A 13,522-nucleotide genomic window follows, 5' to 3' on the forward strand; every position below is an offset into this window, starting at 1 on the left:
ACATACGGCTTTCACTCATCTGGATGGAAAAACTACTTGTGAATACCGTGGAACGGGTTTCCACCATGCAGAAAGTACCAGCTCACGGCCGCCGCGACGAGGGCCAGGATCAGCACGGCGACCGAGCCGAACCGCGGTCGGGTGGCCCAGCCACGGTTGCGATCGAACGACAGGCGGCCCGGGCCGGTGAGGATCAGCGTGGCCGCCAGGCCCGCCAGGATCGACTCCAGCTCGACGGTCTTGTACTGCAAACCCGGCGCCATCCCCTGTTTCCACAGCCAGGCGTCGGTGATCGAGGCGAGCACCGCCCCGGCGGCCAGCGGCGTGGCCAGGCCCAGGACGATCAGGATGCCGCCACCGACCTCGGCGACGGAGAGCATGGACGCGGATAGCTCGACATGTTTCCAACCGCCGTGCACCAGCATGTCGCGGGTGCCGCTCAGGCCGGGACCGTTGAACCAGCCGGCCAGCTTCTGCAGGCCGTGATACAGGAACGTCAGGCCGACCACCAGGCGCAGGGCGAGCAGGCCCAGATCCTGGGTGCCGCGGCGCGCATCGGGGCGACCGCGGCGCAGGCGCGCGGTGCTGTCGGCGGGCGAGGGCGGCGCGGGCGGGATGCTGGCGAAGGAATAGGTGGACGCCGGCTCCGCGGCGGGGGCGTCGTGTTCTTCGGCAGCGGGGTGTGTCGCGTTCAGCTTCGCCGTCGAGGCCGAGGGCACATCATCCGGGTCGAGCCCGAGTTCGTCGTCCGTGCGCGGGATATCCTTGCCGATCGGGCCTTTCACACGAGGAAATTCGCCGGTGGGCCCGTCGTAGGGACTGCCGGGTTGCGCTGGCAATCTCGGCGGGGCTGATGCCTTCGGATTCTCGCTCACCCGAGCAGACTATGTCGGCGCGTGGAGACGCGCGCTGTCTCCACACGGCGTGTCCGCGCCACGCGGAGCACGTCCGGTCACCCCTACGAGCGCGCGCGACGATGTTTTGCGTAACGTCTGAGCTATGAGTTTGGTTGTCGCCGGTCGTGTCGCAGCGTGCGTGGCCCTCACCGCCGGAATGTTGGCCGGGTGTGCCAGCTTCGACGATTCCGCGTCCCAACCGTTCACTCCCGCACCGACGATCATCCCGGAGGGGTCCGGGCCGACCACCACGCCCCCGCCGCCCTCGGGTTCGAAACGCGCCGCAGGACCGTGCGTCGACCCCGATCCGAACGTCGTGGTGTCCTGTCTGGATGCCACTGCCGGGTTGACCGCCCTGCCCGACGCGCAGCAGGCGCTGGTCACCGAGCGCATCACCGGGCGGATCCTGAAGGTGCAGGCCGTGCAGCCCAGCGAGGTGCCGCCCGCGCCGGTCGAGGTGGCCAAGCTGGATGTCGACGCCTCGGGCGACGGCGGCTTGGACGATGTCGCCTTGTCGCCGACCTACGATCAGGACGGCCTGCTCTACGCGTATATCACCACACCCAGCGACAATCGGATCGTGCGCATCGGCGCGGGCGGCGTGCCGAAGCCGATCCTCACCGGAATTCCGAAGGGCGCCACCGGAAATCACGGCGCCATCAGCTTCACCTCGCCGACCCAGATGGTGGTGCTGACCGGCAACGCGGGCAATCCGGCCGCGGCGAACGATCCGAATTCCTTGGCGGGCAAGCTGTTCACGATCGACAACCCCACACCCGGCAGCGCCACCCCGAAGATCATCGACTCGGGCATCGGCATCGCCGGCGGGGTGTGCCCGGATCAGAAGGACCAGATCTGGTTCACCGACCGCACCGCCACCCAGGACAGACTGCAGCGAATCGGCCCGGACGGCGTGGTGAGCACCGGCTGGACCTGGCCGGATCGTCCGGGTGTAGCGGGATGCGCGGCCGCCGGCGACGGAGTCGCGGTCTCCCTCACCGGCGGCAAGGCCCTGGCCTTCGCCAACGCCGACCCGAACACCCACGCGATCACCGCACCGCCGACGCTGGTGGCGCAGAACAAGTACGGCGCGCTGTTCGGCGCGGCGCTGGGCCCGGACGGCAACGTGTGGGTGGATACGGTCAACAAGCCCGACCACGCGGGGCCACTGGACGACCGCGTCGTGCGGATTCCGCCGCCGAAGGGTGGCGGGGGCGGCTCGAAGGACTGACGGACAGTCAGCGGACGAGGCGGAAGAACCCGCGCACCTGCTCGACCAGCGACTTCGGCTGCTCCAACGCGGCGAAGTGGCCACCCCGCGGCATTTCCTCGAACCAGCGCAGGTCGGTGAACCGCCGCTCGGCCTCCCGCCGCGACGGACGGGTTATCTCGCGCGGGTAGATCGAGAGCCCGGACGGCGCGGTGACCTTGCCCCGGAAGGCGGCGAAGCTCTCCCAATACAGGCGCGCCGACGACGTGGCCGACGCGGTGAACCAATAGACCGAGATGTCGTCGAGGATCTGCTGCCGCGACAGCGCGTCCTCGGGATGGCCGTTGTTGTCCGTCCAGGCCCAGAACTTCTCGGCGATCCAGGCGGCCTGTCCCGCCGGAGAGTCGGTGAGACCGTAGCCGAGCGTCTGCGGCCGGGTCGCCTGCTGCCCCGAGTATCCCCGGCCCGTGCGCTGGAACTCCGTCGCTGCCTCGAGATTCGCCAGCTCCGCGGGCGTCGGGTCGTCGAACGTGCCCAGCGCCACGGACCCCATGTTCAGGTGCACGCCGACGACCCGTTCGGGCGCCACCTCGCCCAGCGCGCCGGACACCGCCGAACCCCAGTCGCCGCCTTGCGCGCCGTACCGCTCGTAGCCGAGCGAAACCATCAACGTGTCCCAGGCGCGCGCGGTGCGATCGATGCCCCACCCGGTCGTCGACGGCTTGTCACTCCAGCCGTACCCGGGCAACGACGGCGCGACCACATGGAACGCATCGGCCGGGTCGCCGCCGTGCGCGCGCGGGTCGGTCAGCGGGCCGATGACCTCCAGGAACTCGAGCACCGAACCCGGCCACCCGTGCGTGAGCACCAGCGGGAACGCATCCGGCTCCGGTGAGCGGACGTGCAGGAAGTGGATGCCCAGCCCGTCGATCGTGTCGCGGTACTGCGGAAAAACGTTCAGCCGCTCGGCGAACCCGAAGTCGTAGTCCTCGGCCCAGCTGCGGCAAAGCTCCTGCGTATACGCCAGCGGTATTCCCTGCGACCAGTCGTCCACCGGCTCGGGCTCGGGCCACCGCGTCCGTCGCAACCGTTCACGCAGATCCGCGATCTCGGCTGCGGTGATGCTGACTTCGAACGGCTCGGCGGTCATGGCGAAGCTCCCTTCCTCGGCAGAACAGTGCGGGGCCGGCCCTCGCCGGCGCCCATCCGGGGCGTGATTCGATCCGCCGAGGAGGGCCCTGGAGATGGGACCTGCCGCGGCATCGCCTTCTCTTCCCGGGTATATCGTGACACGTGAAATCTCTTAGAAGTGTCACACTATGAGCCAGTGAGGAGACACGTCAAATGCTTCACGCGTGTTACAGCCCATCGGCGGTCCAGACAGCCGTCGATCTTGCCAACACCTTGAAGCCGATCAAGGGAGACGACGCGCTCGAAACCGTGGAGCAGCTCCGGGAATTCCTCGAGGACCATTTCCCGGCCGAGCCTGAGCCTGCGAGTTCGGACGCGGACCGATGCCAGCGGCGGCGTCCGACCCGTGCCGACCTGGCGGAGGTCCGCGCGTTGCGCGAGACGGTTCGTGCCGTGCTCGAACGAGCGAGCACCGACGCGATCGGAGCGGCGGCCCTGATCAATGAAGGCCTGCGTCACAGTCGCGCCACCCCGGCGCTGCGCCACGATCACGACCGCTGGTGGACCGAGATCACCTCCGCCACCGACCGCTGCTCGACGCACCTTGCCGCGACCATACTCAGCGCCCTGGCCTCCGTGATCGCCACACTCGGTCCGACTCGTCTCGGCGTATGTGCCGGGCCGAACTGCCGGGCCACCTTCGTGGACCTCTCGCGCAACGGCTCGAAGCAGTACTGCACCCGAACCTGCGCGCACCGGGCGAGCGTCGCGGCCTACCGGAGTCGGCACAGCCCGCGTTGAGCGGCGGCACATGATCAAGCAGGTTGGCTCCGAGGTTCCGTCCAAGCCGGTCCGGGCCACTTTCGTGCTCCTCTCGCACAACGGCTCGAAGCAACACCGCACCCGAACCTGCGCACGCCGGCCAGCGTCGCGGCCTACCGGAGTCGGCACAGCCCGCGTTGAGCGCTGACATACGACCCTGCCGGGTCGGCGCCGGGTTCCGTCCGAGCTCGGCGATCGGAGGCCGAGCGTGCGGATGGCAGCGGTGGCCACCTGCCTCCCGGCTGCCTACTGCCTACTGCCTACTGCCTACTGCCTACTGCCTACTGCCTACTGCCTACTGCCTACTGCCTACTGCCGGGAGGCGATCATCCTCAGCCGTCGACGCCGCAGGCCGCGAGCACCAGCTCACGTACGCGCGCCGCGTCGGCCTGGCCGCGAGTGGCCTTCATCACATCGCCGACGACCTTGCCCGCCGCCTGAACCTTGCCGGAGCGGATCTTCTCCGCGATGTCCGGGTTGGCCGCCAATGCCTTGTCGACCTCGGTTTGCAGGGCGGAATCGTCGGATACCATGCCCAGGCCCTTGGCCTCGACGATCGCGCCCGGGGCGCCCTCGCCGGCGAGGACGAAGTCGACCACCTGCTTGGCGACCTTGTTGTTGATGGTCTTGGCGTCGACCAGCGCGATCACCTCGGCGACCTGCTGGGGGGTGATGGGCAGTTCGTCGAGCGGTACCTCGTGCTCCTTGGCCTTCTCGGTCAGGTAGGCGACCCACCACGAGCGGGCGGCGTCCGGGGTCACGCCCGCGTCGACGGTGGCGATGATCGGATCCAGCGCGCCCGCGTTGACCAGATCCCGGAACACCTCGTCGGACAGGTCCCAGTCGGCCTGGATGCGGGCGCGGCGCAGCCACGGGTATTCGGGGATCGTGCCGCGCAGCTGATCGACCCAGGCGGCGTCGGGGGCGACGGGTTCCAGATCCGGCTCGGGGAAGTAGCGGTAATCCTCGGCGGATTCCTTGATGCGGCCGGGCGAGGTGGTGCCGTCGGTCTCGTGGAAGTGGCGGGTCTCCATGAGGATGGTGCCGCCATCGGCGAGGATCGCCGCCTGGCGGCGCATCTCGAAGCGCACCGCGACCTCGACGCTCTTGAGCGAGTTCACGTTCTTGGTCTCGGTGCGGGTGCCGAATTCGGTGGCGCCCTTGGGCATCAGCGAGACGTTGGCATCGCAGCGCAGCGAGCCCTGCTCCATCTTGACGTCCGATACGCCGAGGGATTTGAGCACCTCACGCAGCGCGGTGACATAGGCGCGGGCCACCTCGGGCGCGCGCTCGCCCGCGCCGGTGACCGGCTTGGTGACGATCTCGATCAGCGGCACACCGGCCCGGTTGTAGTCCAGCAGTGAGTGGCTCGCGCCGTGGATACGCCCGGTGGCACCGCCCACGTGCAGGGACTTACCCGTGTCTTCTTCCATGTGGGCGCGCTCGATCTCGACCCGGAAGGTGGAGCCGTCGTCCAGGTGCACCTCGAGGTGGCCGTTGGTGGCGATCGGCTCGTCGTACTGGCTGATCTGGTAGTTCTTCGGCTGGTCCGGATAGAAGTAGTTCTTGCGCGCGAACCGGCCCCACGGGGTGATCGTGCAGTTCAACGCCAGCCCGATGCGAATGGCCGACTCCACGGCCTTCTCGTTCACCACCGGCAGCGAGCCCGGCAGCCCCAGGCAGACCGGGCACACCTGGGTATTCGGCTCGGCGCCGAACGCTGTCGGGCAGCCGCAGAACATCTTGGTCGCGGTGCCCAGCTCGACGTGCACCTCCATGCCCAGCACCGGCTCGAACCGGTCGATGACATCGGCATAGTCCATCAAATCCACCGTGGGTGCAGTCATGCCGACAAGTCTATGTAAAGCCTCCGACAACCTCGCAGCCTGGGCGGGGCGGATGAAAGCCCTCACCCGCCCCGAGCTCGGGTGAGGGCTCCCCTCCAAGGTGCCGATCAGTCGGCCGCGATGGCCTCGACGATCGGCATACGGGCCGCGCGCACCGCGGGCGGGAGCGAACCCGCCAGCGCGAGAATCAATGCGGCCGTGGCATAGACGAGGAGCATCGGGCTCGGGGTGTACGTCACGGGAATCGTCATGGCGTGCCCGAACGCGATGTCCGCAAGATACTGGACAGCCGCCCCGACTGCCAGCCCCATCACTGCACCGGTAAGTCCGATTCCGGCCGCCTCGGTGAGCACCGTGCGCAGCAGGAAGCGGCGACTGGTGCCCATCGCGCGCAGCACACCCAGCTCACGGCGGCGTTCGAGGACCGAGAGCATCAGCGTGTTCAGCAGGGCGATGGTCGACACCAGCACCACGATCCACAGGATCGAATCGGATAGCGAGGTCCCTTGACGCACGCCGCCGGAAATCGCGGACAGCGCGTTCTTTCCCGTATCGACGGTCAGCTCCGGGGGGACGGCCCGGCGAATCGCGCCGAGTTCGGCCGAAGAGTCCACTCCGGGCGCGAACCTGACGCTCAGGATGGTCTCACCGGGCCGCTCGTACCACTGCCGCAGCACATCCAGGTCAAGCAGCACGATGCCGACGATCGCCGAGAAGTACGGAATCACCTGGAGCACACGAACTCTGTGCGTTCCGGTCGGTGTGGGCAGGTCCAGGATCGCCCCCTCGTGCACACCCAGTGACCGCGCCACGTCACCCGAGACGACAATCCCCTCCCCGGTCGCCATCCGCTCCAGCACACCGGGTTTCAGCGCATCGATCGGTCCGGCCGGAACCCCGCGCTCGTACGCCTGCAACATGACCTGTCCGCGTCCCAGGGTGGCGAAGGCCATCTGCGCCGAGCCGACATCGGCCACCCCCGGGATCGCCCGGATCTTCGCCTTCAGAGCGGCGGGCAGCACCGGCCCGGTCGGGAACTGCGCCATCGAGGTCGGGCTGACGAAGGCGTCCCCGCGACCGATGTCGGCGAAAGTGGCTGTCGCCGAATCGATCAGGTTGCTCGACGCACCGCCCATCGAGACCACCGCCGATACGCCCATCATCACCGTCATCACCGTCGCCCACACCCGCCGGGGCGCTCGTTCGAGGGTGGTCGCGCCCAATGCTCCCGGCGCACCGAAGATTCGGGCGATCGCGGCGGCCACCCGCACGATCGGCACGGTCGCGGCGAAGCACAGCACGACCGAGGCGGCGATGGCCGTGGAGATCGAGACGAGGGCGTACCGTCCGATGTCGGCCCGCGCGACGAAGACCGTCACGGCGATCAAGGCAGCACCCAGAACCACTGCGGCCCATCGCAACAGCGGTCCGGCCGTATCCGATTTGGACACACCCACCGGGACCAGCGCCTCGATCGGCTCCACCTTGTAGATCTGCCGTGCCGCGATCGCCGCGGCGATCACACTGGCCAGGACGCAGGCGGCGATCGCGGCCGGAACCGCGTATCCCGGAACCATGTACTCGATCCGCGTCTGGACCGAGGCCATCATCGCCGAGGGCACCTGCTGGATCGCGACCCGTCCGGCGAACATCCCCGCCACCGCGCCGATCGCGCCGCCGATCAGCCCGAGCAGCACGGCCTCGGCGAGCAGATCGCGCACCATCGGTGTGCGGCGGCCGCCGATGGCCCGTAGCAGCGACAGCACCGGACGCCGTTGCGCCACGGCCATACTCATCGCGTTGTAGATCAGGAAAGCCGAGACGATGAGCGCCGCGGCCGAGGCCATCGTGGTCGAGTAACGCACCAGCGCGATGGCGCCGGCGGCCTGGGCGGCGCGCAGTCCGGGGTCGGCGACCACCGCGTGACCGTCGGCCACCGCCGTGAGCGCCGAACGCAGGTGATCCACATCGACATTCGGGCCGGGAACGATCTCGATCGAGTCCAGTCGCCCTGCCCGGCCCGCGATCTGCTGGGCGACCGGCAGGGCCGCGACCGCGATATGGCCGCCGTTGAGCCGATTCGAGGTCGCGTCGTCCAGCACGCCGGCGACCGTCACCGTGGCCGCACCGAGGGTGAACGTCTCGCCCGCCCGATGCCCCGACGCGGCGCCGACCAGAACGCCGTTGGGCGTCATCACAAGCTTGACCGCCTGGTCGCGCATCGGCCCGTCCAGGGCGCTGCCCAGCGCCGAGATGCTGGCGTCCGCGCCGATCAGCAGCGTGCGATCGGATCCGGCGCCGACCTCGGTGCGCAGCATCGGGACCGCCGCCGACACACCGGGCACTGCCCGAATCCGCGGCAGCAGTCGCTGATCGAAGCCGCCGTCGGTGATGCCCGAGATCTCCAGCGCCGCTTTACCACCCAGTGACTTGCTCAGCGAGTCCACCGAACCGGTCACCGACCCGGAGATACTCAGCACCGAAACCAGCAGTCCGGCCGACACTGCCATGACCACCATCGACATCACGGTGCGGCCGCGATGGGCGAGCAGTTCCCCGATATTGAACAGCCGCAATCGATCCCACGCGGCGATCGGCGAATATTCGCTCATCCGCGCGTTACCGCTTCGTGGCCGTTCACGGCCACCGGCTGCTCAGGCCTACGGCTGTCCGCCGTGCCGAGCCCAACCGCCGAGCCGTTATCGTCTGCCGTGCGATGCCCACCCGCCACCGCTCGCCCGTCGGTCGCCCCGTGCACATCGGTCCTGGCGGATCTCTCAGCCGAGCCACGCTTGTCCGGCTTGCCGAGCCGATCGGCCGAGCCCCTGCCGTCTGCCGTGCCGCCCTTACCTGCCACCGCTTGTCTATCGGTCGCCCCACGCACATCGGTGATGACATGCCTCTCGCCCGAGTCGAGCCCGTCGGCCGCAGCACGGCCGCCCGCATGCTCACCCGCGACGATCGATCCGATTCGCCCGTCCCGCAACGTGATCACACGATCGCAGTAATGTGCCGCACCCATGTCGTGGGTGACCATCACCACCGAGTTCCCCTTTCGGGTAATCGAACCCAGCAGTTCCAGGATCGCCGCGCCGGTCTTGGAATCCAGGTTTCCGGTGGGCTCGTCGGCCAGGATCAGCGGCGGATCCATGATCAGCGCCCGCGCCACCGCGACCCGCTGCATCTGGCCGCCGGACAGTTCGGCCGGGCGATGCTCGGCGCGGTCGCCCAGCCCGACGAGCTCCAGCAGTTCCAGCGCTCGCGGCTTGGCCTTGCGTAATCCGCTGCCGTTCAGAAGTTTCGGGATCGCCACGTTCTCCCAGGCGGTCAGCGTGGGCAGCAGGTTGAAGAACTGGAAAACGAAACCGACACGGTGCAGCCGGAATTCGGACTGCCGGTCATCGCTCAGGCCACCGATCTCGGCGCCCTGGAAGGTGATAGAGCCCGAATCGGGTGAATCGAGCGCGCCGAGCAGGTGCAGCAGGGTCGACTTCCCGGATCCGGACGGGCCGATGATCGAGGTGAACTCGCCTGCGGCGATGCTCAGGCTGATGCCGTCCAGCGCACGCACACACTGCTGTCCCACCCGGTATTCCTTGACTACATCGGTCAATTCCAGCATGTGATTCCTTGTCCCGTTCGGATCGGGGAGTGCGTAAGCGTGCGAACGCACGTTTGGCTGTATCTCAGCGCACCGGGTCGCGCGGCGCCAGAGGCCATCAGCACACGAGCACCTCGGGCGCGTGCCGGGGACGCACGCCCTGCGCGTCGAGCACGGCTCGAAGTACGGGCTGTTCGGCGGCCAGTTCCAGATATGCCTCGGCAGCCGACTGTCCGCACTGTATTGCCAGGTCCAGCTTCGCGTTCAGATGGTTGTCCCATCGGTACCGCAGCGCGGCGAGCACCCCGCCGGGTCCGCCGAACAGCCGCTCGCTGTCCGGAAGTTCCTGGAACAGGCCCGGATTCGCCGGATCGGCGGCCGCCCGGTCGAGCACCTCGTGCAGGATCTCGGTACGTGCGTGCTGATCTGCCCACGTCATCGCAATCCACCCCTTCCTGGGTCGCCGGGTCTCGGTCCGCCCGGCGCTGTGCGATCGACGCTACGGACGCGGTGGGGTGAAATCGTCGTGCCGGGGACGTGAGTTGATCTCCTACCCGGGTAGGAGGGTGGATGCGCTCGCGGGACGATGTCCAGGCCAGGCCCGATGACTAGCCTTGTCCCATGGAGGCGCTCCGGATCATCGTGCTCGCGGCCGCCGCGATACTGGTGGCGATGGTGGCCTGGCGAGTGCTGACCGGCTGGCAATACGCCAAGCAGCGACTCGTCGACTTCTGGCACGACCCGCGCGGGACCTTCGACCGGCATATGGCCGAACTGCCGTTCGACTATCCACCGTCGGTGATTCTGGTCGCCGACTTGGCGCTGTCGATCGCGGCGGTGACCGCGGTGATCCAACGACACGGTTACTTTCCGACCACCCTGCCGATCCTGGCGCTGCTGCTGGTCACCTTCGCGTTCCCGGTCCTGACCGTCGTGGGCGTCCCGCCCCGCCCGGTGCCGCTGTGCGCCGTCGGGCTGATCGCCCAGGGGATGTTCCTGCTGCAACCGACCCGGCTGGACGCGTCGCCGTTCGTCGTGGTGGTCGTCGCGGGCCAGGTCGCCGCCATCGCCCCCAAGCGCGTGAGCGTGCCGTTCACCGCGGCGGCCCTGATCGAGCTGGTGCTGTTCCACCTCGTGGGGCCGGGAATCGACTCGCTGCCCGCCTACGTCATCGCCGTCATCCTGGGCACGCTGGTCGGCATCATGATGCAGTACCAGCGGATGTACCTGTATCAGGAGCGCGAGAACCAGGAGATCCGCGCCGCCCAGGCCGCCGACGAGGAGCGCCGCCGCATCGCCCGTGAGGTGCACGACGTGATCGCGCATTCGCTCAGCATCACGCTGCTGCATCTCACCGCGGCCCGGCACGCCCTGCACACCGACGGCGACGTGGACGAGGCGGTCGACGCCCTCACCGACGCCGAGCGGCTGGGCCGTCAGGCCATGGCCGATATCCGTCATACGGTCGGCCTGCTGGATCAGCGCCCCTCCAGCCTCACCCCCTCCCCGACGCTCGACGACATCGCGGCCTTAGTCGAGGATTTCGTGCGAGCCGGGCTGAACGTCGAGTACACGGTGATCGGCGACTCCAGGACCGTCTCCCCGACGACGGGGCTGGCGCTGTTCCGGATCAGTCAGGAATCGCTGGCCAACATCGCCAAACACGCACCCGACGCGACCGCCGCATTGCGCATTGAGGTCACCGGCGCACAGGTGACTGCCGTGGTCACCAATACGCTCACCGCCCCCGCCTCGGTCCGCCGCGGCCGGGGCATGGGCCTGGCCGGAATGCGCCAGCGCGCGACCCTCATCGGCGGCGCCCTGACCGCCGGACCCGGCGCCGACGGGTGGGAGGTGCGAGCGAGCTTCCCGGTCGCCGACGGTGCGGCCACGTTGCCGTGCGGGACCGTCGCCACACCGGACAGTCCGCTGCGCATGGTGCACGAGGCGATCGCCGCCGTCACCCGTAAGAACGCCGCTGTCATCCGCAAGCTCCAGGAGGGCATGTGACCTCGCTCACCGTCGAGAACGACACCGTCGGGGTGCTCGTCGTCGACGATCAGGAACTGGTGCGCGGCGGGCTGCGCCGCATCCTGCGCCGCCGTGACGGCTTCCTGGTCACCGAATGCGCCGACGGCGACGAGGTCCCCGCCGCGCTGGCCGCGCAACCGGTCGACGTGGTGCTGATGGACCTGCGGATGAAGCGGATCGGCGGCATCGATGCCACCCGCACGGTGCGCGCCCGCGCCGACGCGCCGCCGGTGCTGGTACTGACCACATTCGACGACGACCAGCTGCTCTCGGGCGCACTACGGGCCGGGGCGGCGGGATTCATCCTCAAGGACTCCCCCGCCGAGGATCTGATCCGCGCGGTGCGCACGGTCGCGGGCGGCGGCTCCTGGCTCGATCCGTCGGTGACCGGCCGCGTCCTGTCGGCCTATCGCACGGTCCGGCCCGCCCCGACCACGGTCACCGGCCGTCTGGACGAGCTGACCGCGCGCGAGTACGAAGTGCTGCAACTGATCGGGCGCGGGCGGGTCAACACCGAGATCGCCACCGAGCTGGGTATCTCGGAAGTAACGGTAAAGAGCCACGTCGGGCATATTTTCGGAAAGCTCGGGTTACGGGACCGGGCCGCGGCGATCGTGTTCGCGTTTGACCACGGCGTAGTCACACCCGGAGAATCGGAAAAGTAACGGGGAGCCGCCCCCGGCGATACAGCCGGGCACGGGTGTCGCGCACCCTGCCTGGCAAGTGTGGAGGTTTCACCGGTGAACGCATCGCGATCGCGGGCCGGAGGCAGATTCGGCCCGTATGAGCTGCGCTCACTGATCGGCCGTGGCGGCATGGGCGAGGTGTACGAGGCGTACGACACGCACAACGATCGCGTCGTCGCGGTGAAGTTGCTGCCCGAGGAGCTGGCGCAGGATCCGACGTATCGGGAGCGATTCCGCCGCGAATCCCACGCCGCGACGCGCATCGACGATCCGCATATCGTCCAGATCAACCGGGCGGGCGAGATCGACGGCATGCTGTACCTGGACATGCGGCTGATCCGCGGCGACAATTTGCGGGCGATGCTGCGGCGGCAGGGTCCGATCGAGCCGAGCCGCGCGGTGCACATCATCGATCAGGTGGCCGCGGCGCTGGATGCCGCGCATCGCGCCGGGCTCGTGCATCGCGACGTCAAGCCGGCCAACATCCTGGTCACCCCGACCGATTTCACCTTCCTCACCGATTTCGGCATCGCCCGCAGCGAGGGTGACAGCTCCACCACCATGGTGGGGATCACGGCCGGGTCGTACACCTATATGGCCCCCGAGCGGTTCGACTCCGGCCCGATCACCAGCCGCGCCGACACCTATTCGCTGGCCTGCGTGCTGTACGAATGCCTGACCGGTACAACGCCTTTCCCGGTGCAGAACATCAGCAACCTGATCCGGTCGCACTTGTCCGAGACGCCGCCGCGGCCCAGCCAGCTCCGCTCGGACGTGCCCGAGGCGCTGGATGCGGTGATCGCGCACGCGATGTCGAAGAGCCCCGCCGACCGGTTCGCCAGCGCCGTGGAGTTCGCGGGCGCGGCGCGGGTCGCGGTGGGGTTGTCCGGGGAGGGGGCGGCCGCGGCCGAAACCCGTTCCGGCACATCGTTCGATGAGGGGCCGGAGCAGGGTTGGGAGGACACCTCGACGGAATCCGCCGGGTCTCCCTCGCGCCTGGCGGCCGGGCCGGGTGCACCGCGCCCGGTGGCGGAAGCGACCACCTTCCAGCCATTCGGTTCCAAGGGGCCAACCATCGCCGCGCAGTTCCAGCCGCGTGGCGACTCACCGGAGTCGCCCTACGAACCGGCCGACGACCAACCTCTGGAACAGGAACTACCCCCGGCCGCCGGATCGCCGACCACCATCATGCGCACGCCGCCCACCAGAGATTCACCGACGACCCTCGTCCCACGCGGCCCGATCCCCGTGGGCGCGGACGACCCCACCCCCGCCGAGATCAGCACCCCGGTCGAGCC

10 protein-coding genes and 1 pseudogene are annotated in these 13,522 nt (G+C 68.8%); 5 read left to right on the forward strand and 6 right to left on the reverse strand.

Annotated elements, in window-relative coordinates; genetic code table 11:
• Positions 1–32: 32 nt before the first annotated feature.
• Entirely contained in the window at positions 33–785 is a 753-nt protein-coding gene (locus tag JZ791_RS34400) for a DoxX family protein (protein WP_308163251.1), read from the reverse strand.
• A gap of 214 nt (positions 786–999) precedes the next feature.
• Between JZ791_RS34400 and JZ791_RS34405 the strand changes: the two genes are divergently transcribed.
• Positions 1,000–2,127, forward strand: coding sequence for a PQQ-dependent sugar dehydrogenase (locus JZ791_RS34405; RefSeq protein ID WP_216900463.1), 1,128 nt, complete (start codon positions 1,000–1,002; stop codon positions 2,125–2,127).
• A gap of 7 nt (positions 2,128–2,134) precedes the next feature.
• Here the strand turns inward: JZ791_RS34405 and JZ791_RS34410 are convergent, their stop codons facing one another.
• Positions 2,135–3,256 (reverse strand): epoxide hydrolase family protein, encoded by a 1,122-nt coding sequence (locus tag JZ791_RS34410; RefSeq protein WP_216900465.1) that lies wholly within the window; start codon positions 3,254–3,256, stop codon positions 2,135–2,137.
• A 194-nt stretch (positions 3,257–3,450) separates the two neighbouring features.
• Here JZ791_RS34410 and JZ791_RS34415 point away from each other — a divergent pair, with 194 nt between their 5' ends.
• A complete protein-coding gene (locus JZ791_RS34415; RefSeq protein ID WP_216900466.1) occupies positions 3,451–4,038 on the forward strand; it encodes a CGNR zinc finger domain-containing protein in 588 nt (195 codons plus the stop codon).
• Positions 4,039–4,391: 353 nt separating this feature from the next.
• On the opposite strand, the gene gatB is transcribed toward JZ791_RS34415, so the two are convergent.
• From gatB to JZ791_RS34435, 4 genes and pseudogenes are all read right to left on the reverse strand, one after another.
• Complete coding sequence (gatB, locus tag JZ791_RS34420) at positions 4,392–5,906, reverse strand: Asp-tRNA(Asn)/Glu-tRNA(Gln) amidotransferase subunit GatB (RefSeq protein WP_216900468.1); 1,515 nt, start codon at positions 5,904–5,906, stop codon at positions 4,392–4,394.
• Positions 5,907–6,013: 107 nt separating this feature from the next.
• Positions 6,014–8,518, reverse strand: coding sequence for an FtsX-like permease family protein (locus JZ791_RS34425; protein ID WP_216900471.1), 2,505 nt, complete (start codon positions 8,516–8,518; stop codon positions 6,014–6,016).
• Between the two features lie 338 nt (positions 8,519–8,856).
• Positions 8,857–9,528: pseudogene (locus JZ791_RS34430) on the reverse strand (ABC transporter ATP-binding protein); the annotation flags it as partial.
• Between the two features lie 97 nt (positions 9,529–9,625).
• Positions 9,626–9,946, reverse strand: coding sequence for a hypothetical protein (locus JZ791_RS34435; RefSeq protein ID WP_216900473.1), 321 nt, complete (start codon positions 9,944–9,946; stop codon positions 9,626–9,628).
• Positions 9,947–10,128: 182 nt separating this feature from the next.
• On the opposite strand from JZ791_RS34435, the gene JZ791_RS34440 reads away from it, so the two are divergent.
• From JZ791_RS34440 to JZ791_RS34450, 3 genes are all read left to right on the forward strand, one after another.
• Positions 10,129–11,517 carry a sensor histidine kinase gene (locus JZ791_RS34440; RefSeq protein WP_216900475.1) on the forward strand — a complete coding sequence of 463 codons (1,389 nt, stop codon included), beginning with the start codon at positions 10,129–10,131 and terminating at the stop codon, positions 11,515–11,517.
• 32 nt (positions 11,518–11,549) lie between these two features.
• Complete coding sequence (locus tag JZ791_RS34445; protein WP_216900477.1) at positions 11,550–12,203, forward strand: response regulator transcription factor; 654 nt, start codon at positions 11,550–11,552, stop codon at positions 12,201–12,203.
• Between the two features lie 75 nt (positions 12,204–12,278).
• The coding region (locus JZ791_RS34450) for a protein kinase domain-containing protein (protein ID WP_308163253.1) at positions 12,279–13,522 on the forward strand (1,244 nt) is incomplete at its 3' end.

This window comes from Nocardia alni, assembly GCF_019038435.1.
GTDB classification, from domain to species: domain Bacteria; phylum Actinomycetota; class Actinomycetes; order Mycobacteriales; family Mycobacteriaceae; genus Nocardia; species Nocardia alni.